The following is a 23,851-nucleotide window of genomic DNA, read 5'->3' as shown; positions in this document are numbered from 1 at the left end:
CTGCTAACAAATTATTGACTTATTATGCAAACTACCAAAAAACCGTACGCTATTTTTGATTATTCAGAATTTCCTTTAGTTCATATAAAATTAACTGATACTGAAATTACAGACCAAAACTTTCAAGATTATGTAGATGAAGTAGGCAAAATTTATGAAAAGGGACGTTATGCAATCCTTTTAGATGCAACAGACACAAAATATGTAGGAGCAAAACATCGTATTATGCAAGGAAATGCTCTAAAATTAAATAAAAATAATATTGCTCAATTTTCTATCGGAATGGCAATTATTGCTCCCTCGGTATTACAGAGAATGCTTTTGGAAGCTGTCTTTATAATAAAACCGTATCCAAGCGAAGTAAAAGTTTGTAAAACGAAAGAAGAAGCTACTGAATGGATAAATGAACTTTTAGAAAATGAGAATATAGAACTAGAAAAATAAAAAATGGAAAATCAATCTTTAGCAATTTTTGAATTTGAGAAGCCTATCATCTATGTGACTTTTACAGAAAATACTGCCACAGATGAAAATTTTGAAGAATATACTCTACAATCTCACAAAGCGTTTGAATGGGAACGCTATGCACTCATATACGATATTTCAAAAATGCAGTATTTGGCAGCCAAGTATCGTATTATGCAAGGAAAAGATTTAGAAAATACCAAAGACAAAATAGCTAAACAATCTATTGGACTTGCATTGATAGCTCCTTCTTTTCTTCAACGAACAATTGTACAAGCTATTTTTTTAGTAAAACCGTATCCAAGTAAAGTAAAAGTTTGTAAAACCAAAGAAGAAGCTACTGAATGGATAAATGAACTTTTAGAAAATGAGAATATAGAACTAGAAAAATAAAAAATGGAAAATCAACCCTATGCAGTTTTCGATTACTCAGAACTTCCTCTTGTGCAAGGAAAAATGACAGGGGCAGAGACTAATGATGCAAATTTTGCAGCTTACCTAGAAGAAATAAATTCTATTTCTATGAAAGCTGAACGTTATATTTCTATTTTGGATATGACAAAAGCATCTTACTTGGCTGCCAAATATAGAATTATGCAAGGAAAATATTTGGAAGAAAATAATGAACGCATTCAAAAACAAGCGATTGCTATCATTTTTATTGCTCCTTCTTTTTTGCATAGAACGTTACTAAAAGGTGTTTTTTTTATAAAACCTTATCCTAGTCCTGTTTTTATTGTGAGTAGTAAAGAAGAAGCACAAAAAAAAGCACAAGAGTTGTTGGAAGAAGAACAAACCAAACTAAATATCTAAAATGGAAAATCAACCTTATGCAGTTTTCGATTACTCAAAACTTCCTCTTATAGAAATTGAATTTACAGGAGAAAAAGCAACTGATGAAAATTTTAATGCGTATTTAAAAGAAACGGCTGATATTCCATCAAAAACAGAGCGTTATATTTCTATTATGGATACTTCAAAAGCCTCTTATTTAGCAGCTAAATATAGAATTTTGCAAGGAAAATATTTGGAAGAAAATAATGAACGCATTCAAAAACAAGCGATTGCCATCATTTTTATTGCTCCTTCTTTTTTACATAGAACAGTCTTAAAAGCTATTTTTATTATTAAATCCTATCCTAGTCCTGTTTTTATTGTGAGCAGTAAAGAAGAAGCAAACCAAAAAGCACAAGAGCTGTTGGAACAAGAAAATACAAAATGAGTAGATAAGTTATGAATCAGTTTAGAGAAGTAAGTACCTTTTTCAAAAAACAATATCCTCTCAATAAACATGGATTAGAGGAACTCTTTTCCCTATTCGAACTTAAAAAAATTGACAAAAACACTATTCTTCTTAAAGAAAATGATTTTGAAAAAGAACTTCGTTTTTTAAATAAAGGAATAATTAGGGAATATTATTCAACATCAGAAAGGGAAATCAATATAAATTTTTATACTCAACCTCAATTTATTACAGATTTGTCAGCATTTAATGGTGGAATAGCTACCAAAAAAAATCAACAAAGTCTTACCAAAGCAGAAGTATTAAGCATTGATAAAATAAAGTTTGAGCAATTATTGGAAAAATATCAATGTGGAAAAACTATTATAGAATCTTCTTTTCAAAAGCTATTAAAACACAAAGAACTTTTAGAAGTTGTTTAAGAATGTTTTTTTCTAGTTCTGGCAAATATTAAAGTAAAGGCTAAATAGTGTAAACTTTGCCACGTATGAATTTTAGTTTCGTACCTCATAATTAAGGCTTTGAAAGCATCTAACCACGCATTAGTTCTTTCAATAACGAATCTCAATTCATACATTTCTTCATCTTTAAATGGTTGATTATCAAGGTCTTTTTTATTTCTTTTATTAAAATCTATATTATCTACAATATCTAAATGATTACAAAAAGAACGAAAGGCTTGTGTATCAAAGGCTGCATCAGCATTGAGAAAAATTCCTCCTTCTCTAATTTGAGAAGCATTCAAATCATCTATCATAGATTGCATATTTTTTTCAAGTTCAAAAGCATCGTGATGATTGCCTGCTCTTGGAACAGACATCGCTACTGGAATACCATTTTTATCCGTTAGAAAAAGTGCATTGGTTGTTTTTCCTGCTTTTCTTTTGGAATATCCAATACCTTCTCCTCCTCGTTTAGCTGAAGTGTGGCTGCCGTCTAGCTGACAAATAGAAAAATCTAATTCTCCACGATAATCTTCTAAATACTTGATCCATAATTTCTTCCAACTTCCTAATTTTGACCATTTATTATAATGGTAATATACTGTATTCCAGCTAATTGATAAGTTTCCGAAAAATTGTTTCATAGGAAGTTCTCGCCATTGACTCCCTGATTTTAAGCGATACACAATGGCTTGGATAATACGCCAAAGAGCTACTTTTATACGACGACCTTTTGTAAATTGATGTAAATAAGGTAAAATATTTTCGGTTATAAATTTTTTTGATAAGTTTACGTACATAGAGGGAAAAATAGTTAGATTGAAAATGTGATGATTTACAAGTATAACTATTTTGACCTCTTTTTAAAAAAATAAATCACCATTCTTAAACAAGTTCTTAGAATATAATAGAATTACCAAAACGCCTGAAGAACTCTATCAAGAATTATTTATCTACAAAAAACATTGGTTAGAACTTATACCTCAATATCACATCGCTTCTTTTTTGAATATTAGTCCTGAAACATTAAGTCGAATTCGAAAACGCATTTCTTGACTTGAATCAACTAATTTTGTTTTTCAAAGGATTTACTTTGTAGCTTTCAAATCTTCACTTCTAATTTTTAGATTTAGTTTTTATGCTTCAAATTCATCATCTCCGAAATGCAACGTTAGTTATTGAAACCGAAAAAGATGTAATCCTTGTCGACCCTATGTTAGGGAAAAAAGGAACATTACCTACTTTCACATTTTTTCGTTTTAAGGCTCAAAAAAATCCTATTGTAGAATTACCAGATAACTCTCAAGCAATTTTAAATAAAGTCACTCATTGTTTGATTACTCACGCACACCCAGACCACCTAGATACAGCAGCAGAACAATTTTTGATTAAAAATAATATTCCTGTTACATGCAGCATTAAAGACGAAAAATTATTCAAAAAGAAAGGTTTAGATGTCGTTCAAACCATAGATTATTGGAAAAAAAGTAACTTTCTAGGAGGAACAATAGAAGGAATTCCAGCCAAACACGGCTATGGATTTATCTCAAAACCAATGGGAAATGTAATGGGATTTTATATTGAATTGTCCAATCAAAAATCAATTTATTTAAGTTCAGATACTATTTATACACCTTCTGTTGATAAGGTTTTAAAAGAGTACAAACCTGCTATAAGTGTCATCGCTTGTGGTAGCGCACAACTTGATATTTTTCAGCCTTTACTTATGAAAATGGAAGACATTCTAAAATTTGTCCAAAACTCTGATGGAATAGTGATTGCAAACCATTTGGAAGCCGTAAACCATTGTCCTACCACACGAACAGGATTACAAAAAGAATTAGAAAAAAATGGTTTATCTCATAAAGTTCATATTCCAAATGATGGAGATGTGATTATTCTTTAAATAACTTACTATCGAACGGTTCGCTTTGAGCGAACTGTTCGGTTAAATACACTTATTTCTTTTTCTTGACTTGGGTCAATTGAACATAACTACCCGTTGAAACAGGTAAATAATTAAATTCAACCATTTTGTTATCCAAAAATAGTTTTAGTGTTCTATTGTCCTTATTGTGTTCATAGTTACATTCAAAAATTATTTTTCTTTCTTTTGTAGCAGCGTTATACGATTTAGTTTTCAATTTTTCCCCAAAAGACCAAAGTGTTGTATTTTGTTGAATTAAATCTATTTCTATCTCTACCAGACGCAATCCAAGAAATTTAGATTCAAGAATGTCTGACTGAGAATTAATGACTGATGATAGCCAAACAGTTTCATTTAATTCATCAAAATATAGTCCTTTTGGAGTTTGGGCAAAGGTCGAAAAAGACCATATACTTATTGCTAATGCTAAGATTATTTTTTTCATAACTCATAGAAATATATCCAAAATCTAAATTCATTTTAAAACTACTAAATAGTTATTTTTTGTCTTTTAATTCATCTAACCTTTTCAAACTAGCTGATGTGTTTTGATAATGTGGGTGAGTTTCTCCTACTGTTTCCTTTATCATTGCTAAAGCTTTTTCATAATATATTTTTGCTTCTGCATATTTTTCTTGCGCTTCATACAATGCTCCCAAATTGTTTAAAACAATCGCAGCTTCTATATTTTTTTCATAATTAAATAGAGTGTGTAAATGGTTTACCTTCTGTTCGTATGGGAGACTAAGAACAGAAGGGGGCAATAGCCACAGAAATTTATTTTTTGTATTCCTTTCTCCTTTCCCATTGGTCTTTTATTTCGTACATCTTTATCAAATAAGGAACAAGAACAAACAATTCAAGACGAAATGTAAAACCCTTATTTATAACTAATGGAACAGCTATTACAAGAATACAAATTACGATACCAAGTATTGCATCCATCATAGCTGAGGTAACAGCCCATTTTTTCTCTGTCCACAGCCCAAAAGCAACAACTCCTTTAGATAAAAAAAGTAATGTAAGCACAACTCCTGTTACTGTAAACGTATCAAATGATTCTAGTCCGTACATAGCAAAACTAAAAGTAAGACCAAAAATCCCTGCAATAAGATATAAAGGAGAAAGACAACCGAAAATCATAAATATCCAAATAAATATTTTTATCCAAACAGGAAGTAAAGCTCTTCTTCGTCTTATTTTATTTCCCTCTCCCAAAACTTTTTCTTCTTCTTCTAGAGAAGACTTAAAATCAGAATCTAGTATATTTTCGTTCATATTGGTTAAAGTTGTTTAAAATTTTTTATAAAAAATTCTAAAAAAGTATTATTTTTAAAAAGAATAAGTTTCTGCTGTTGCTCGTAAAACACAATGACTCTCGTCCATTTTTAACGAGTAAGCAATATGTATTCGACATCTTGCTGTGTATTTGTATTTCGCTGTTTTAAAACATCAATCACAAAGCTAATAAATCAGCAAGAAAAAATATAAAATTATCCCTACATAGGCTTTTTTTCAAATTTTATACACTCCCTAATACAAAAATCAAAAACCGATTTTATTTAAAGATTAGATAATCTAACACCCACAAAAAAAGTTCTCGGTGCAGCACTTCCATAAATATAATTACTATCTCTATTTTTTCCACTATCAAAATCATTTTGATAGGCATTAAATAGGTTTTTTATTCCTCCAAAAAGCTGCAATTTTGAATTTGTTTTTTTCAAATCAAAATCATAACTCGTTTTGAAACTAAAATCTGTAAACGTATCAGAGGTTTTATATTCATCAATCGTTTGTTCGGGTGCGCCTGCAAAATGAATGATGTGCATTTTTCCTGTATAAACAACATTCATATTCATAGCAAAACGTTTGTTTGGTGTAAATGAAAATGTTGCAAAACCGTAATCATTTGGCGTTCTTAAAAACTCTCTTTTTAGTTCTAAACCTTCAATATTCTCAACTGGCTCATCGAAAAGACTTTTTTGAAGTGTAAAACCGATTTCTAATTGTACTTTTTTGTTGTAATTGGCTCGTGTTTCTAGTGTAATCCCTTGAACGGTTGCGCCATCTCCATTTCGTTTTTCAAATTTTTGTCCAAAATTATCCTCTCCATTTGGCGACAAATAAAACGCATTATCAAGTTTTGTATAAAAACCTTCTACTGTAAAACCTGCAATAAAACTTTCTGTTGATTTATCATAATTTATCGACGTACTAAAGCTATTCGAACGCTCTTGTTTCAAGTTTTCAGCAAGACTAATTCTTGAAATTCCACCTCCAGCAAAAGCAATGTGCATATCAGCATCAAAAGCCTGTGGCGCACGAAAACCTGTACTCCAAGTAGCACGAAACTGCATTTGAGATTTTATTTTGTATAAAAAAGACAAACGAGGACTAAAAATAGGGTTCTCTAAAAAATTATGCTTATCCATTCGGATTCCTGAAAGTAGATTTAATTTGTTTGTAATCTGCCAATCGCTTTGAAGAAAAACTCCTAGATTTTTTGTGGTTTGGTCAATTTTATAATTATAAGAATCAATCATATCCAAAACATCATCAGTTACATATTCAGAGCCAAAAGTCAAGATGTTACTTCCACCCAAAAAACTAGAAAGACTATGATTGATCTGAAAACCTGCTTGATACGTCGTGTTTTTTGAAGTTCCATAAGGAGGATTTTCTAAATGATTCTGAAATTCAATTACATTTTCTTCATCTGGAATTATTCCTGTATAATGTTTTCTGTCTGTATTTTGAGTAGCCAAATAAGTAATCAAAGACGAGTTTCCACCATTAAAATTGATTTGATAATCGATATTTCCTACCAAAACGTTATGCGTTCGTTCTTCGGCTTGTAGAGCTAAATGTGCCACTTTATCAGTCATTTCTCCTCCAAAACGATATTCATTGATACTACTAAAACTGACTTCTAATTTTTGATTGTCGGTAGGACGAAAAAATAGATTTGCACCAAAAGAATTATTTTCTAATTTGGGTAATTCTGAAAAATTATCTTCGTTGTGGTCGTAAAAGTCTCGCTTTCTATTATTGATAAAAAAAGAAACTCCTGCATTTTTTTTCTCTGTCAAAACGGTTGCATTTCCTGTAATAATATTGTCATTACTTTGTGAGTTTATGTTTTGATAGGTATAAGCTAGATTATAATTATTTTCTTTTGGAATCTTTGTAATAACATTCACCACGCCACCAATCGCACTAGAACCATACAAAACAGAACCACCTCCACGCACAACTTCGATGCGCTCAATCATATTTACAGGCAGTTGTTCCATTCCATACAATCCCATCAACGGACTAAAAATAGGGCGACCATTTATCAAAATCTGTGAATAGCCACCAGCAAGTCCATTCATTCGAAGTTGCGTATAATTACACGTCTGACAATCCGTTTCTACTCTCAAACCTGCTTGAAACTTCAATCCTTCCGACAAATTACAAGATTGTGTATTTATTAAAGTTTTGCTGTCAATAATATCGACCATAATGGCTGCATCGGTTTGTTTTTTTTCTGTTCGTGTTGCCGTAACTACAATTTGATTTAATTCTGAAATAGATTCTTTCAAATCAAAATTAACTTCCAAAACTGGATTTTCTTCATTCAAAATAACTGTTTTAGTTTGCGTTTCAAATCCCAAATAAGAAGCAAGTAAAGTATAAGTTCCGAAGGGAATGTTTTTTAATTCATAGTTTCCATTTTTATCGCTTGTAGTTCCGATGATTTTATCCTCATTATTAATACTAATTTTTTCTTTTATCTGAATAGTTGCAAAACTAATAATTGAACCTTCTAAGGTTATTTTTCCTTTGATTTCTCCTTGTGATTGATGTGGAAGGCTATTTTGAGAATAAGTAGAAAATGAAATAAGCACTAAAAATGCTGCAAAAAGTAAATTCTGTATTCGCATAAAAATAAGGTAATTATAAGTTTTAGCATTCTGTTTTAAAAATTTGATAGTGCAAATATATAAAGTTAGAATAATCTAACAAAATATTTAGACTTTAAACAAAAAATAGTTTCTTAACAAATTAGGTTTTAATTGATATATCAATTATATTTACATCAAATAAAAAACCTATGGAATTTAATACACCTACACAAACAGCTCTTTACTCTATCGAACAAGCAATTAAAGAGTACAGAAAATTCTGTCAAAGAAATATCTCCACTGTAGTTGATGATATTACGATTGACCAATGCCTTGTTTTGATTATTCTTGATAAACAAAATTCACTTTCTCAAAAGGAAATTGCTATTCAAATTTTTAAAGATAGTGCCTCTATTACTCGTATGATTGAATTAATGGTAAACAAGGATTATCTCACTAGGGAAATTGATAAAGAAGACCGAAGAAGATTTAACCTAAAATTGACCGAAAAAGGAAAAACTACGCTTCAGCTTCTTAATCCAGTCATTGAGCAAAACAGAAAAACGGCTTTATATGGGTTGAGTGATTTAGAAATAAATCAACTCTATTCTACACTACAAAAAATTATTTCAAACTGTCAGTAATTCATTATCTTAATTAAATCAAAAATGAAAATTACCTTACCTGTTTTGTTCCTTTTATGCTTTATATTCTTTTTTAGCTTTCAATCTTTTATAAAAAAAGAACCCACAACTAATTTATCACAAACAGAAAAACAAACTATCATTCATAAGATAGACTCTTTGCTCTCAAAAAATTATGTTTTTCCAGAAATGGCAAAAAAAATATCTGATTTGCTCTTGACCAATCTCAAAAAAGGGACTTATGATGATATAAATGAATATGTTGCTTTTAAAGAAAGAATCACAGAAGACTTACGCTCTATAAATCAAGACACACACTTGAGGCTAATTTATAGACCTGAATCTAGTAAGGAAAATATGTCAGAGCGAATTTATACCATTCAAGATTCAATAGCAGAAATAGAAGAATATAAGAATAAATTGAGAAAGCAAAATTTTGGTTTTTCCGAATTAAAAATTTTAGATGGTAATGTAGGTTATCTAAAACTCAATCATTTTCATAGTACAGCGTTTTGTGGAGAAACGGCTGTTGCAGCTATGAATTTTTTATCTAATTCTGATGCTATAATTATTGATATTAGAAATAATTATGGGGGAAGTCCTGAATTGATACAACTTCTGACTACCTATTTTTTTGAAGGTTATCCCATTCATTTGAATACTTTTATTTATAGACCAACAAATGAGCGTAATCAAACGTGGACGCTACCTTATGTTTTGGGTAAGAGAATGCCTACTGTTAAATTATATATCTTGGTAAATGAAAAAACATTCTCAGCAGCAGAAGAATTTGCATACAATTTACAGAGTTTGAAAAGAGCAACTATTATTGGTTCAAAAACAAGTGGTAGCGCACATCCAGGAGAAGAAATGAAAATCAATAATAATTTCGGTATTTTTATTCCGACAGGAAGAGTAGAAAACTCAGTTACTCATACAGATTGGGAAGGCGTAGGAATCATCCCAAATGTGGAAACAAAATCAGAAGAAGCTTTAGATACAGCCTATAAATTAGCCATTACAGAAAATTAGTGATGGAAAATTAAAACTATTCTTTAATCTTATTTTTAAGTTTGGGTTTTGGTGCGTAATTTTGACCTATTGAAAAACTATCTTTTACACAGATTGTAATAGAGTAGTCATTACATTAATAACTAACAATTAATCAGTATTAAAAAATACAGAAATATGTTAAAACAATTCAGAACAATTTTAGCTTTTGCAGCCCTTTTAGTTTTCTTTACAGCTTGTGGTGAGCATAACCAACCTGCTCCAAACAAAGGTAAAAACTTAGAAAGCGAGCGCATTTATGGTACAAGTAGAGAAGCAGAACCAAAGCAACTTCCTAATCAATATGAAGACCCAGAAGGAATCATTGACCGTTCGAAGGCAATTTATACTAAAATGTATGAGTCTAAGGAAGTAAAAAGTACAAGACAAGACTATCCTGTAAAAGTAACAGGAACAACTGAGGAAGTAAAAGCAGAAGAAACAACGACTGAAGAAACTACAACTACACAAGAGTAATTTTACTTTTTATAAAAAATTAAAAATTCCTATTTTAATTAGAACCCAAATGAGTTTTATTAAAATAGGACTTTTTTTTGCACTATTTTTATTAAAAAAGCCTTTTAACGAAAAATATGAAATAAGGTTTGTGTTTTTTGCAACCAAAATGCCATCTTGTAGGGTCATTATACTAGAAAATAGATAAATTTGTAGAACAGCTAATTATATGACTACAGTTAAAAATGAATTAAAGGTACTTCTAAAGAAGTTTTAAAGAATATTGATAAATGATTGCACACGCACCTAAACATATACTTTCTCTATTTTTTTTCTGGCTAATTTTTATAACAATTAATTTTGAAATAAAAGCACAAGATGAAACAGAGAAAACAACAATAAGTAATAATAAACAAAGTAAAAAAATAAATTCTTCAAAAAAACAAACTGAAAAATCGCCTGATGAATCAGCAACCTATTTTTCTAGTGATAGTGTAACTATTTCTCATATTCATTTAGAATGTCACAAGAAGACCAAAGACAGAATTATTTTCAGAGAACTTGCCATATATGAAGGTTATAAAATTCATAGAAAAGATATAGAAGAGATTTTAGAGCAAGAATCTAATAAAATTTTTAATACTCGTCTTTTTGTTACAGTAGATATTTTTTATGAAGAATTTAGAAAAGGAGAATTAGATGTTATAATCAGTCTCACTGAACAATGGTATATTTATCCCATTCCACTTATCGAACTTGCAGACCGAAATTTTAATGTTTGGTGGAATCAACAAGGTAGAGACTTGAGACGTTTGGAATATGGAATCAGAGTAAAACATAATAATTTTAGAGGAAGAAATGAAAATCTATCTCTTCTTCTTCAAACAGGTTTTACCAACAAATATGACCTTCGTTATTCTATTCCTTATATCAATAAAGCACAAACTTTAGGGTTAAATATTTCGGTAGGTTATGCTGAAAATACAAATTTAGGGTATATCACAGACCGTGATACGGTTCGTTTCATAGAAACTCCTGATAGAGAAATACTTAGTTCTAGATTTTATAGTGGTCTTTCTCTTACAGCTCGCAGTCGCTTTTATGACCGTCATACTTTCTTTGTAGGATACAGAAACCAAAATATTGCTGATACAGTGGCACAATTGAATGCAAACTTTTTTGGAGAAGGAAAAACAAATCAGCGTTATGTAGAATTAGAATATAATTTTTTTAGAGATTTGAGGGATAGAGCCAATTATCCATTAAAGGGTTATTATTTTTTATTTGCTGTTCAGCAGCAAGGTTTAGGAATTGAAAAAAATGACTTTAGTTTATTTATGGCTCGCACTGAATTTGCTAAATTTGTTCCTCTTTCCAAAAAATTCTTCTTTCATTCTTCTGCCAGTATGAAACTGACTTTTGCTCAAAATACGCCTTATACAAATCTGCGTGGAATTGGGTATGGACGTGATGTAATTCGTGGCTTTGAATATAATGTAGTGGAAAGTGAGCAGCATTTTATTTTGAAAAATACATTACGATTCAAACTCTTTGAAAATACATTTCGCTTTAATAAAATGCCTTCTCAATTTTCAAAAGTTCCTGTTGCTATTTATCCAAAAATTTATTTTGATACAGGATATGCACAGCTTTTAAATCCTTACCAGTCAAATTCACTTCCTAATCAATGGATGTACGGAACAGGTGCAGGAATTGATATAGTGCTTTATTTTAACATGGTTTTGAGAGCCGAATATTCATTGACAAATACAGGAGTTGCTGGGCTTCGTTTAGGTTGGAAAGCTGATTTTTAGAATGATTCAAATAACATAAATATAAAAACCACAGTTTTTTAGAATGACAAATACATATAAGTCACTTGGTAAAAGCAAGCGACGGCTATTTTTGGATGTCGTATAAGCAGTCCGTTTATATACTAATAAAAGATTATTAGTATATAATTTTTGAAATAAGGAATATAAAATGAATAAATTTACACTTTGAAAAATTCACGCATTAATAAACAGGGTTTTAACCCTGTTTTATAGATAGCTAAAAATGTAAATTTATTTTTTTAGTCTTCCTAAGTAACTAGTCAAAATAAAACCTATCGAAAAATTTAACCTGTTAAAATAGCTTTAACCTTTCAGACAGATTTCACTAATCTATAAATAATTTTGACCAGTTACTTATCACTAGAATAAAGGCATACTAAAGACTAGTTGCTGCACCAGCTGTTGCCTCAAAACGTAGAACTTTTCTACTAGAAACAGTTCCTATTTGTTGTCTTGAACCACCAACTAAACTGCTTACTGTTGGAAACCAAAAGTAGTGTCCATTAACTCTTTTTCCAAAATTAGCACCTAAATGACCAGTTAGATAGACAGGTAAAACATAACTAGCTGTTACCTCTTGCTCTCTTGCATATAAATAAAAAGTTCTTTGGCTATTAGGAGGAACATCACCACTTACAGTCACCGAGTTACTAATCGTATTTGTAACCTCACTGCCTTGAGATGCACTCAATCCTACTGCCACTTCAACCGATCCTTCTGATATTAGAGGTATTCCAACTTTACCTCCTATAGTAACACTGACAGACTGACTAATAGACCAACTTTTTGTAGTTCCAGAAGTATGAGTTCTAGTGAAACTCATATTATCTGTCTGATTAGAATAATTGCTAAGAGTAACAACAGCAATAAGATCTCTTGCTCCTATTTGTTGCCCTGTAGTTGTAACGTTTGGAGTACCCGTATTCATACGTGCTGGATGACTGTATCTATCTGTAATTGTTGGGTTTGGCGCACTAAACTTGCGCTCGCTATTAAGTGATAATCCATCTGGATTGTGACCAAATTGGTTTTTAACTAAATCTCGTAACTTCCACTCATTATAACCAAGGTTATTAAGATCCTGAAATGTTATATTGGTTGTAAGTGTATTTTGTACTTTAGCATTTTTCTTAGTTTCTTCTTCTGTTAGAGCAACACTTTCTGTTTCAACTTTAGCTAATTCATATCCATCTGCTAACATCTCAGCTAATGAATTATAGCCAGTAGTTTCCCTAATGTTTCCCTCAAAATTAATATTTTCTACAAAAATTTGATTTTCTTTCTGAATTGTTTGATTTAAAAGTTCTTCTTGCTTCTCACAAGACATAAACATAGTTGTAGATAGTAAAAGTATTACTGCTAATTTAATTTTTTCATGGTTCTAAAATTTGTATTTTTCCTACTCTATTAAAAAGACTTTTCGGACACCGTCTGTGTTAGTTACACTGGCAATATAGCTTAAAAAAATCATTTTAAGTTAATTTAATTAAAAAATCAATAGTATTGAATATACGTTGCAAATAATAGACATGTGTAATAGAACCTAAAAAATGGTCTTATTTATTAAAAACAACTATAATTACCTCAAATTCATATATTATATAAAACAATTATTTCATTTCACAATAATTATACATCAATTTAGTATATGTAAGTATCACACAAAAATAGTTTGATATTATTATCAATATTTTATAGAGTAACTATTACACATTTCAAATATCTTCGCTTTCTTAGCAATTACAGAACATTCTCGCCTGTCTCTTTTTTGTTTTATTGTTAATGCTATTCCTCTCTATTATACAAATGAAAACTTTGTGTATATTTGACATTATCTGTTTCACTCTCTACATTTATGAATTTTTATCTTTCTAAAATTCTGTTTTTTCATTAAAAATGAATAGATTTATTCATCAGAAAATACACCCTCTTTTGTTTTGTATTAATGATTCATTGTATTCATTAATAATTAATAACTAATCACTTAACTAATCACTGCTTTGTTTGACTTAGATAAATGGCAAGAAATATTTTTCACTATAAAACAGAACAAACTGCGTACTTTTCTGACAGCATTTGGTGTTTTTTGGGGTATTTTTATGCTTGTTTTTATGCTTGGTGCAGGAAGTGGACTTGAAAATGGAGTAAAACAAGAGTTTGCTGGTTTTGCTTCCAATGCGCTTTTTGTGTGGTCAAGAAAAACAACAATTCCTTATAATGGTTTACAGGCAGGGAGACGTTTTCAATATACGCTTGCTAATGTAGAAGCCCTTCAAAAGAAAGTCAAAGAAATTGAAGTGGTTGCACCTAGAATAGAAGTAGGAACTGTTCCGATGAGCTATGGAACAAAATATGCGTCCTATTCTATGCGTGGAGAAACACCAGAGCTTACTCAAATCAATGCAAAAATTATTTTGGCAGGACGTTTCTTAAATCAAATTGATATTGACCAAAAAAGAAAAGTAGCCATTTTAGGGCAATCTGTTGCAAAAGAACTTTTTGGAACAGAAACAGTAGAAAAAAATCCAGAAAAAATTGTAGGAAAATATTTTAAGGCTAGAAATGTGTTTTTTCAGATTGTAGGAGTTTGTAGAGAAGTGAGAAGTGGAAATAATGCACAAGAAGAAGAAGAAGCTGTTTTTATTCCTGTCACAACAGCACAACAAATTTTTAATATGTCAGACAAGATAGATTGGTTTGTCTGTACAATAGATCCAAAAGCTGATGCCACTGAAATAGAAAAAGAAGTAAAACTAACTTTAGGAAAATATCATTCTGTTTCTCCTGAAGATTTTTCTGCGATTGGTTCGTGGAACACAAGCAAAGAGTTTCAAAAATTTGATACTATTTTTATTGCTATTCGTGGTTTTATTTGGTTTGTAGGAGTTTTTACGCTTTTGGCTGGAATTATTGGAGTAGGTAATATTATGATAATTACGGTAAAAGAACGCACTCGTGAAATTGGTGTCCGAAAAGCTCTAGGGGCTACACCAAGTTCTATTGTTTCACTTATCTTACAAGAAGCTATTTTCCTTACAGCTCTCCCAGGTTATGTGGGTTTGGTAACAGGAACATCTGTTGTTTTTGGAGTAAATACCCTTTTAAAGACAATGAAAGCTGAAAATCAGTTTTTTGCTAATCCTTTAATTGAATGGAAAGTAGCTGTTGGAGCTTTAATTTTATTAATTATTTCAGGAACAATTGCTGGTCTTATCCCTGCAATTTTGGCAGCGAGAGTAAATCCGATTGAGGCTCTTAGAGATGAGTAAATTAGTATTAAATCCTCGTTGAGACTCAAATGAATCCATCAACGAGGATTTAATTTAATAAATTACTTATGCAAATTCTCCCAAATTTTATCTTTCAGGACATCTAAATTTGTTTGAGCGACTGCTGAGATAAAAATATGAGGAATATCTTTTGGCAAATCTGGTTCTAATAGTGTTCTAAGTTCATCATCTATCAAATCCATTTTTGAAATAGCTAAAAGACGTTTTTTGTCTAATAATTCTGGATTGTATTTTTCAAGTTCTCCAACCAAAATATCATATTCTGCTTGAATATTTTTTGTGTCTGCCGAAATGACAAACAAAAGCATGGAATTTCTTTCAATATGTCTTAAAAAACGTACACCTAAGCCTTTTCCTTCTGCTGCTCCTTCAATAATTCCAGGGATGTCAGCCATCACAAACGAACGATGATCACGATAAGGAACTACTCCCAAATTAGGAACAAGTGTAGTAAAAGCATAGTTTGCAATCTTTGGTTTGGCTGCCGAAACAACGGAAAGCAGCGTCGATTTTCCTGCATTTGGAAAACCTACCAAGCCGACATCTGCCAAAACTTTTAATTCTAGTGTAAACCAATCTTCAACACAAGGCTCACCTGGTTGAGCATATTCAGGAGCTTGATTGACAGAAGTACGAAAGTGAAAATTACCTAATCCTCCTCGTCCTCCGTTTACTAAAATCACTTCTTGTCCGTCTTCCAAAACTTCAGCTACTTTTTCCCCTGTTTCAGAATTTTTCACAACTGTTCCTAACGGAACTTCCAAAATGGTATCTTCGCCTTGTTTGCCCGAACTTTTTTGTCCACTTCCATTTCCTCCATCTTCTGCAAAGATGTGTTTTTGGTAACGCAAATGTATAAGTGTCCAAAGTTGGGAATTGGCACGAATGATAATATGACCACCTCGCCCACCATCGCCACCATCAGGACCACCCAAAGGAACATGTTTTTCTTTGCGAAAATGTCTAGAACCTGCTCCACCCTTACCAGAGCGAAGAAATAATTTAACGTAATCTATGAAGTTAGGAGAATCCAAATCTTTTTTTCAGTTATCAGTTTTTCAGTTATCAGTAAACAGTCATCAGTAACCAGTTATTTAATAACCAGTTAATTGCTATTCAATTAGATAATTGTAATAATTTTTTGAGCAAATTGAATAATTGATAAATTAATCAACTATCTATTAATCTACAAAGGTAGGAATTTTTGAGTAAGTAATTAGATTAAAATTTTCAGAAATTAAACCAACTGATTTTTAAAAGCAAATTTTATCAACCCAACCACATTTTTCACATTGATTTTCTGTAAAATATTTTTTCGGTGTGTTTCTACAGTTCTTGTACTAATAAAAAGAGTTTCTGCTATTTCTGCACTTGAATATTCTTTACAGATAAGTTGTACAATTTCAGTTTCTCGTTTGGTAAGAGAATTGGCAGGAGTTTCGTGATTTTGTTCTTTTTTCTTTTGCATAATAACCTCTAAAACTTCTGGGCTATAATGCGAACTTCCTTCTGCTACTTTTTTTATTGCTTTTATAAGTTCTTTTCTGCCAATATTCTTCAAAATATAACCTTCTGCTTCTACTGCCAAAATCTGTTCTATTAAAGCTCTTTCATCATGCATTGTCAAAACCAAAACCTTCAAATCTGGAAAACGAAGTTTGGCTAATCGTGTCAGTTCTACACCATCCATTTGAGGCATACTAATATCAGTCAATAAAACATCAATAGGAATATTATTGTCTGCTTGTTTTTGTAAAATTTCTAAAGCTGTTTTTCCATTTGTTGCCTCAGCAATAATTTCAATATCAGGTTCTCTTTTTAATAGCGAACGAATTCCATCCAAAAGCATTTGGTGGTCATCAGTAAGGAGTAATTTTATGGTTTGTTTTTCTTCCTGCATTTTTTCTGTGCCAATTAAATTAAAACGAATACTCAAGTATTCACTACATTTTCTCACGCTAAATTGTAAAGTACATTTTTATTTATAGGGGAAAGTTATGTGTATAGTCATTCCATTTTTACTCAAAATATCAATTTTTCCTTTTGCCATAGCTACTCTTGAATGAATATTCTTCCATCCCAATCCCTTACTTTCTGTAATCTGAGTGGTTTCAAATCCTTTTCCATTGTCTTTCAAAAGTAATAAAATTTCAGGATTTGCATCTTCTATTTTTTGATTTAATGTAATTTCAAACTGATTAGCTTCTGCATGTTTGAGTGAATTTCCGATTACTTCTTGTACAATTCTGAAAATAGAAACCTCTAAAGAAGAATTTAAACGCTCCTGCAACGATTCTTGATTTATGAGATTTGTTGAAAAACTGATTTTCATTTTATTGTTTTCTACCTCATTTATATTTTGTATTAAGTCTTTAATAGCTGAAACTAATCCCTGTTCAATGAGTGCATAAGGCATCATTTGATGAGAGACATTACGAATTTCTTTACAAGCTAAATCCAATGTTTGCACTGATTTTTCAAATGTCTCTTTATCTTCTTGTCTTTCTTCTTCATTTGTACCCAGTTCAATCAAAGGCTCTAAAGAAGAAACCTGCATTCTAGCCACTGCCAAAAGTTGTCCTAAACCGTCATGCAAATCAGCTGCAATGCGTTTACGTTCTTGCTCTTGAGCTTCTACAAGTGCTGCAAAATAAAAATTATCTTTTTCAGCAAGTTGTATTTTTTGTTTGTATTGATTTCTCTTCTGATTTGAAATAATTCCTACTGTTGATAGAATTAGTATGAAAATAAAACTTCCAATCTGTATTCGTTCTCTATTTTTTGCTTGTGAGAGTTCTAGACTTTTAATCTGATTTTCTTGGTTGAGTGTAATTATTTCCTGCTCTTTTTTCTCTGTTTCATATTTTTCTCGTAGTCGTGCTATTTCTTTTTGATTAGATTCATTTAAGATACTATCTTGTAAATTCTGTCTTTTTGTTCGATACTGATATGCTTCTTCAAACTGACTTTGTTTTTCATAATAATTTGCTAACGAATTATAGGTATTGCTAATAAGTGGTTTTGCATTAATCTCAAAAGCTATTTCTAAAGCTGTTTCTAAATATGGTTTTGCTTTCTTAAACTCTTTTTTCTCCATATACACTCCACCAATATTCAGACTAGAAAGAACAATTCCACCTTTGTTTTTTTGTTTTTCATCAATTTCTAAAGTCATTTTGGAATAATACAGTGAGCTGTCATAATTTTGACGCAATGCGTGCCATTCTCCTAAATTACCAAAAGCAGTAGCAAAAACACTTGAATCTTGTATAATTTTCCCTTTTTCAAGGGCAGCAAAATAATACGGTTTTGCCTCTTCATATTCTTCTAATTCTTGATGAACTACACCTATATTATTCAGAATCATTCCCGAACCTTTATGCATTTTTATTTCCTCACAAATTTTTAAAGCATCCTTATAGTAAGGCAATGCACGCTCAAAATTTCCTGTATTCTTGTATAAAAGTCCTATATCATTATTTAGACTTGCTAAACTTACTTTATTGTCAGTTTCTTTTTGTAGAGGCAAAGCCAATAAAAACACATGTAAAGCCTCTTGATAATCTCCTTCGTGCTTCAAAAACATTCCTAACAAATTCAAGGACGGGGCAAGAATATACGATTGTTTAGGAGTAGCTTCTAAGATAGCTTCTTTTACATATTTTTTTGCTTTCTGAGGCTCAGAATATCTGTAAGCATACGCCAAATTATATAGGGTATGTGCCTTTGCAGTATCTGTTTGGGTAGGCAAGATATGTTTTAAACTATCTATTCGTTTTTGTATGTTTTGTTCATTTTTTTGAGCAAAGCAAAAGGTATTGACTAAAAATAAAGTGAGTAACAAAATTGAAAAAAAAATAATTCTAGTATGCCTCATAAGATAAATGGATTAATGAATAAGACTTAATTCCAAATCTAATATAATTATTTTTTTAATTAATTTATGAAAATTATAGAGATATAATTAATATACTTAACTGCATTGATCAACAATTAGATTGTATTTCTCAGATAGATTAACTATTTTTAGTCTTAGAGAATTCCCTTATTCTCTTTCTATTAATTTTTGTTCAGATATTTTATTTTTTTCCCTTGAAAAAATTATTTTCTTCTTTTACTATAAATCACATTAAAAATAATTTTAAGTCAAAACATATTGTTTTTTCTTATTTGTTTTTTCTATGCTTTTTGATTTATATTCCTTTAAAGGCACAAGTAGGAAAACCATTTATCCATAACTATACATCAAAAGAATACAAAGCACATGTTCAGAACTGGAGCTTGACACAAGATGGTCGTGGTGTAATATATATAGGAAATGGTGATGGTGTTTTAGAGTTTGATGGAAATAATTGGCGAATAATTCCTATTACTAAGAGTAAAGGAACTTCTTTTTCAATGTTTTATCCCAACTTTGCAGAAGAACAGAAAAATAAAGTATACGTTGGCTCAACAAACGAATTTGGCTACCTCTCTTCTAATCAAGAAGGGTATTTAGAATATCAATCTTTGAGTGATTTATTAGATAGTATTCCTCAGTTTGATAGAATTTTGAAGATTGTTCAGCAAAAAACAGAAACAAGCAATGAGCTTATTTTTTATGCTCTTTCAGTGCGAAAGTTTTTTGTTTTAGAAGACAATGGAAAAAACATAAAAATAGATACTATTTCTTATAATGCCTATCAAGTTATTTTTGATGTAAATCAACGAGCTTATTTTTGGGATTTTAATAAAGGAGTTCAAAAGCTTGAAAATAAAAAGTTTTCGCCTATTTCAGCTAATTCATTTTATCAAAATCATATTGTTGATTTTGTATTAAAAGAAAATGAAAATTCCTATCTTATATATGCTAGAGAATATACTCGTGCAGAAGATAGAAGAATTACAGTTATCAACAGAAAATTATATCGTGTTTCTAGCTCTAAGTTTGATACCAGCGAACCACAAGATATTTCAGAAGAATACCCTGAATTTTTAAGTTTTTTACAAGAAACGAAATATACGTATGGAGTGTATAATAAGGTTGTTCGCTTGCCTTCCAACAAAATAGCTGTTTTAGACACACGAAGTGGAATTTATATTTTAGATGAAAAAGGCATTCTACAGCAAAAAATTGTAGAAGAAACTGGACTTCTGACAAATGCTATTTATGATATGATTGTTACAGACAAAGGAAATTTGTTTGTAGCAATGAATAAAGGAGTAGCTCATGTAGAAACAGCTTCTCCAATTTCGTTTTGGGATAAAAATTCAGGTTTAGATGGAGTTGTAGAAGCAATACATTATTTTGAGGGTAAAACTTATGTTGCAACGCATCAAGGTTTGTACTATTTAGATGGAGATAAAGCAAAAAGAATAAAAGGAGATACACCATTTGATACTCAGACTTGGGCTTTTACTCGTTTTACACCTGTTTCTAAAGATGGCATACCTCAAAAAGAACAGCTTTTAGTAAGTGATAATTATGGATTACATCAAATTACAGACTCAACTGCAAAGCGAGTATTCATAAATAGAGATAATATTTTTGATTTTTATCAATCTGAGAAAAACCCCAATCGTATTTTCTTACTTACTGGAAATGGTGTAAATGCTATACGATATGAAAATGGCAAATGGACAAATGAAGGACGAATAAAAGATTTGAATGATGATGTTCGAATGATGGCAGAAGATAAAAATGGTAATCTTTGGCTAGGAACATTTAGAAATGGTGCTATCAAAATCCCTTATTATGAAAAGCCTGAAGAAATTACGGCTGATAAAATAAAATATTACAAAGAAGAACAAGGATTTTTATCACTCAAAAACGTATTAGTTTATCCTTTCAAAGATGAAATTATTTTTGCAACAGAAACAGGATTATATAAATACGATGAAACAACTGATAAAATGATTTCTGCACCAGAGCTAGAAGGTACAACTCTTACAGATAAAAGCAGAGATATTTTTTCATTTACAGAGGCTTCTAATGGTGATTTGTGGTATGCTGGTCTTCAAAGTGCAACAGGTGCAATCGGAATAGCAAAAAAACAAGCTGATGGAAGTTATCAGTTATATGAAACTCCTTTTAAGAAAATACCTGAAATGATGGTTTTGGGTCATTATTTAGCTCCTGACGGAACCATGTGGTTTGGAGGTTCAGAGGGAGTTTTTAGATATGACCCAAAAGCAGATACTGACTATTATAAAGCAAGAAATATTTTGATTCGTAAGGTTCAAATAGGTAAAGATTCTGTTATTTATGGTGGATTTGCACAAAAGTATCTTATTAATAAAAATCCTTCCTATCAAGTTATTTCATTAGATGAAGATTTATCGTATGAATTTAATTCCCTTACTTTTGAATTTGCGTTACCTGATTTTGGAGAAGGGAAAAACAATTATCGTTATCGTTTGAAGGGATTTAATGAGCAATGGAGCGAGTGGACAACGGATAGTAAAGCCATTTATACTAATCTTTTCGAAGGAAAATATACCTTTGAAGTAGAAGGAAAAAATGGATATGAACAGGTAAGTAATATTGCTGGTTATTCTTTTGAGATAACTCCTCCTTGGTATCGCATGTGGTGGGCATATATTGTATATAGTATTTTTGCGATTGCTTTAGTTTGGCTTGTAGTAAAATGGAATACTCGTCGTTTAGAGAAAGAAAAAGCTAATTTAGAATCAATTGTGCAACAGCGAACTGCCGAAATTCAGCAACAGAAAGAAGAAATAGAACAACAAGCCAATAATGTAATGCTTGCCAATGCTGAAATAAACCAACAAAAAGAAGAGATTGAAGCACAAGCAGAAAGTTTGAGAGAAGCAAATTTATCTATTACAGAACAAAATGAAGAAATCTATCTTCAAAAAGAGGAAGTAGAAAAATCATACAAAAACATTCAAATACTTTCTGAAATTGGTCAGAAAATTACTCAAATCTTGAATCAAAAAGATTTGGTAAAAACTGTTTATAGTAATGTAAATGCACTGATGCCAGCCGAGTTTTTTGGTATTGGACTTTACAATCCACAATTACAACGTATTGAGTTCTCTGGTTTTATAGAGAATGATGAAGAAATGCCTTTTCATTATGATAGATTAGAGGAAGCTGAAAGTAAAGCTGTCATTTGCTTCACACAGCAAAAAGAACTTATCGAAAATGATTTTCTAGCACATTTACAAAAAATTCAGGAAGAAAAAGGAGAAGAGTTTATTGCTAAAGTAGGACAGATTCCTCAATCTTTTGTTTATCTTCCTTTGTTTGTAGAGCAAAAACCAGTTGGAGTAATTACGGTTCAGAGCTTAGAAAAAAATGCCTATGGCGAACAACAGCTTACCATTCTCAGAACACTTGCAGCCTACACTTCCATTGCTTTAGACAATGTTTCTGCTTATCAAATGATTGAAGAAAAGAATCGTAATATTACTGATTCTATTCGTTATGCAAATACTATTCAGGGGGCAGTTTTGCCTCATCAAAATGAATTTGCAAAATTATTTAAAGAACATTTTATACTCTACAATCCAAAAGACATTGTTTCAGGTGATTTTTATTGGCTAGCTCACAAAAAAGGAGTTACCTACTTGGCAGCTATTGATTGTACTGGACACGGAGTTCCAGGGGCATTTATGTCTATGATAGGACACTCTATTTTAACAGAAATAATTAATGAAACTCCAAATGCTAATCCTGCTCAAATTTTGGAAGACATGAATAAGCGTTTGGTAGCAGCTCTTCATCAAAATCAAGAATCAAATTCTGATGGAATGGATATGTGTTTATGTGCTTTTCATATTGCAGAATCAGAAAATAATTCAACCGTAAAAATAGAATATGCAGGAGCAAAAAGAGCTTTATATTATGCTTTACCACCATCACACTCTAGTACAGAAAAAACTGAGTTGAAAATTGTATCAGCTACCAGACGTTCTATTGGAGGAAAGCAGTATCTTGAAAAGCCATTTGAAAACAACGAGTTTCAAGTTCCAAAAGGCTCTACTTTTTATCTTACTACCGACGGTTATGTTGATCAAAATAATCCAAGTGGAGATAAAATTGGAACACTCAAGTTTTTGAATATAATGAATCAAATTTCAAATAAATCACTTGCTGAGCAACATTTATTTTTAGTAGATTATTTGGATAATTTTCAACAAACAACTAATCAGCGTGATGATATTACAATTATCGGAATTAGAGTTTAAGACATCAACTAAAATTTAAGATATAAACTGAAAAACGAGTTAGATAATCTATTATCCAACTCGTTTTTTATTGTTTCTTGCTATTTTAAAACTAACTTTCTATCCAGTTTACAAGTTCTTGTTCTATTTTTTCAACTAAACTCAAATCTGTTTTTGCAATTGTAATAAAAAACTGATTCCCTTCTATTACTCCTGTAATCTCTAAAATATCTTCTAGTTTTAATTTGAAAGAATCTTTTGCTAAAGGAGAAAATGAAGAAAAGTTTTGAATTTCTAAATAACCATAATCTTCTAATTGATGCAATAATTTTTTATCAATCAATTTAGAAAGTGTATAGCAATTTCGTATAAATCTGCGACAGTTTTTGATTTGTTTTATTTCGAAATAATTGTTCATCAAAATAATAAAACTAAT

General features: G+C 30.8%; 22 protein-coding genes. 12 read left to right on the top strand and 10 right to left on the bottom strand.

Going from position 1 to position 23,851, the window contains the following annotated elements; all coding sequences use genetic code 11:
- Nucleotides 1-24: 24 nt before the first annotated feature.
- From V9L05_RS16820 to V9L05_RS16800, 5 genes are read left to right on the top strand one after another with little or no spacing between them, the layout of a single operon-like run.
- The gene (locus V9L05_RS16820) at nt 25-444 is read left to right on the top strand and encodes a hypothetical protein (RefSeq protein WP_338812993.1); all 420 of its coding nucleotides are present in this window, start codon (nt 25-27) and stop codon (nt 442-444) included.
- 3 nt (nt 445-447) lie between these two features.
- Entirely contained in the window at nt 448-858 is a 411-nt protein-coding gene (locus V9L05_RS16815; RefSeq protein ID WP_338812992.1) for a hypothetical protein, read from the top strand.
- A 3-nt stretch (nt 859-861) separates the two neighbouring features.
- Nucleotides 862-1,278 carry a hypothetical protein gene (locus V9L05_RS16810; RefSeq protein ID WP_338812991.1) on the top strand — a complete coding sequence of 139 codons (417 nt, stop codon included), beginning with the start codon at nt 862-864 and terminating at the stop codon, nt 1,276-1,278.
- Nucleotide 1,279: 1 nt separating this feature from the next.
- Complete coding sequence (locus tag V9L05_RS16805; protein ID WP_338812990.1) at nt 1,280-1,687, top strand: hypothetical protein; 408 nt, start codon at nt 1,280-1,282, stop codon at nt 1,685-1,687.
- 11 nt (nt 1,688-1,698) lie between these two features.
- Nucleotides 1,699-2,130, top strand: a complete 432-nt coding sequence (locus tag V9L05_RS16800) for a cyclic nucleotide-binding domain-containing protein (protein ID WP_338812988.1) — start codon at nt 1,699-1,701, stop codon at nt 2,128-2,130.
- Here the strand turns inward: V9L05_RS16800 and V9L05_RS16795 are convergent.
- Complete coding sequence (locus V9L05_RS16795; protein WP_338812825.1) at nt 2,127-2,951, bottom strand: IS5 family transposase; 825 nt, start codon at nt 2,949-2,951, stop codon at nt 2,127-2,129. The genes V9L05_RS16800 and V9L05_RS16795 overlap by 4 nt on opposite strands.
- A gap of 338 nt (nt 2,952-3,289) precedes the next feature.
- Between V9L05_RS16795 and V9L05_RS16790 the strand changes: the two genes are divergently transcribed.
- Nucleotides 3,290-4,057: an MBL fold metallo-hydrolase gene (locus V9L05_RS16790; protein ID WP_338812987.1), complete on the top strand. Its 768-nt coding sequence runs from the start codon at nt 3,290-3,292 to the stop codon at nt 4,055-4,057.
- Nucleotides 4,058-4,109: 52 nt separating this feature from the next.
- Here the strand turns inward: V9L05_RS16790 and V9L05_RS16785 are convergent, their stop codons facing one another.
- From V9L05_RS16785 to V9L05_RS16770, 4 genes are all read right to left on the bottom strand, one after another.
- Nucleotides 4,110-4,523: a hypothetical protein gene (locus V9L05_RS16785; protein WP_338812985.1), complete on the bottom strand. Its 414-nt coding sequence runs from the start codon at nt 4,521-4,523 to the stop codon at nt 4,110-4,112.
- Nucleotides 4,524-4,575: 52 nt separating this feature from the next.
- Nucleotides 4,576-4,842, bottom strand: a complete 267-nt coding sequence (locus V9L05_RS16780; protein ID WP_338812984.1) for a tetratricopeptide repeat protein — start codon at nt 4,840-4,842, stop codon at nt 4,576-4,578.
- 13 nt (nt 4,843-4,855) lie between these two features.
- On the bottom strand, nt 4,856-5,356 hold the full coding sequence (locus V9L05_RS16775; protein ID WP_338792066.1) for a hypothetical protein: 501 nt from the start codon (nt 5,354-5,356) through the stop codon (nt 4,856-4,858).
- Nucleotides 5,357-5,640: 284 nt separating this feature from the next.
- Nucleotides 5,641-8,007: a TonB-dependent receptor gene (locus V9L05_RS16770; protein WP_338812983.1), complete on the bottom strand. Its 2,367-nt coding sequence runs from the start codon at nt 8,005-8,007 to the stop codon at nt 5,641-5,643.
- Between the two features lie 170 nt (nt 8,008-8,177).
- Between V9L05_RS16770 and V9L05_RS16765 the strand changes: the two genes are divergently transcribed.
- The 4 genes from V9L05_RS16765 (at nt 8,178) to V9L05_RS16750 (ending at nt 11,932) form a co-directional block, all read left to right on the top strand.
- Nucleotides 8,178-8,612 (top strand): MarR family transcriptional regulator, encoded by a 435-nt coding sequence (locus V9L05_RS16765; RefSeq protein ID WP_338812981.1) that lies wholly within the window; start codon nt 8,178-8,180, stop codon nt 8,610-8,612.
- 24 nt (nt 8,613-8,636) lie between these two features.
- A complete protein-coding gene (locus V9L05_RS16760) occupies nt 8,637-9,644 on the top strand; it encodes a S41 family peptidase (RefSeq protein ID WP_338812980.1) in 1,008 nt (335 codons plus the stop codon).
- 156 nt (nt 9,645-9,800) lie between these two features.
- A complete protein-coding gene (locus V9L05_RS16755; protein ID WP_338812979.1) occupies nt 9,801-10,139 on the top strand; it encodes a hypothetical protein in 339 nt (112 codons plus the stop codon).
- A gap of 269 nt (nt 10,140-10,408) precedes the next feature.
- Nucleotides 10,409-11,932 carry a hypothetical protein gene (locus V9L05_RS16750; RefSeq protein ID WP_338812978.1) on the top strand — a complete coding sequence of 508 codons (1,524 nt, stop codon included), beginning with the start codon at nt 10,409-10,411 and terminating at the stop codon, nt 11,930-11,932.
- A 397-nt stretch (nt 11,933-12,329) separates the two neighbouring features.
- On the opposite strand, the gene V9L05_RS16745 is transcribed toward V9L05_RS16750, so the two are convergent.
- On the bottom strand, nt 12,330-13,280 hold the full coding sequence (locus tag V9L05_RS16745; protein WP_338812976.1) for a hypothetical protein: 951 nt from the start codon (nt 13,278-13,280) through the stop codon (nt 12,330-12,332).
- Between the two features lie 673 nt (nt 13,281-13,953).
- Here V9L05_RS16745 and V9L05_RS16740 point away from each other — a divergent pair.
- A complete protein-coding gene (locus V9L05_RS16740; RefSeq protein WP_338792073.1) occupies nt 13,954-15,222 on the top strand; it encodes an ABC transporter permease in 1,269 nt (422 codons plus the stop codon).
- Between the two features lie 62 nt (nt 15,223-15,284).
- Here the strand turns inward: V9L05_RS16740 and obgE are convergent, their stop codons facing one another.
- The 3 genes from obgE to V9L05_RS16725 form a co-directional block, all read right to left on the bottom strand.
- Nucleotides 15,285-16,277, bottom strand: a complete 993-nt coding sequence (gene obgE / locus V9L05_RS16735) for a GTPase ObgE (RefSeq protein ID WP_338792074.1) — start codon at nt 16,275-16,277, stop codon at nt 15,285-15,287.
- A gap of 203 nt (nt 16,278-16,480) precedes the next feature.
- The gene (locus tag V9L05_RS16730) at nt 16,481-17,143 is read right to left on the bottom strand and encodes a response regulator transcription factor (RefSeq protein ID WP_338812974.1); all 663 of its coding nucleotides are present in this window, start codon (nt 17,141-17,143) and stop codon (nt 16,481-16,483) included.
- A 78-nt stretch (nt 17,144-17,221) separates the two neighbouring features.
- Nucleotides 17,222-19,087 (bottom strand): tetratricopeptide repeat protein, encoded by a 1,866-nt coding sequence (locus V9L05_RS16725; RefSeq protein ID WP_338812973.1) that lies wholly within the window; start codon nt 19,085-19,087, stop codon nt 17,222-17,224.
- 248 nt (nt 19,088-19,335) lie between these two features.
- On the opposite strand from V9L05_RS16725, the gene V9L05_RS16720 reads away from it, so the two are divergent.
- The gene (locus tag V9L05_RS16720; RefSeq protein WP_338812972.1) at nt 19,336-23,436 is read left to right on the top strand and encodes a SpoIIE family protein phosphatase; all 4,101 of its coding nucleotides are present in this window, start codon (nt 19,336-19,338) and stop codon (nt 23,434-23,436) included.
- 91 nt (nt 23,437-23,527) lie between these two features.
- On the opposite strand, the gene V9L05_RS16715 is transcribed toward V9L05_RS16720, so the two are convergent.
- Nucleotides 23,528-23,833, bottom strand: a complete 306-nt coding sequence (locus V9L05_RS16715) for a hypothetical protein (RefSeq protein WP_338812971.1) — start codon at nt 23,831-23,833, stop codon at nt 23,528-23,530.
- Nucleotides 23,834-23,851 lie beyond the last annotated feature (18 nt).

This window comes from Bernardetia sp. Wsw4-3y2 (assembly GCF_037126295.1).
Taxonomy (GTDB): Bacteria; Bacteroidota; Bacteroidia; order Cytophagales; family Bernardetiaceae; genus Bernardetia.
The sequence above is the reverse complement of the archived record's forward strand: the minus strand, read 5'-3'. Positions and strand labels throughout refer to the sequence as shown.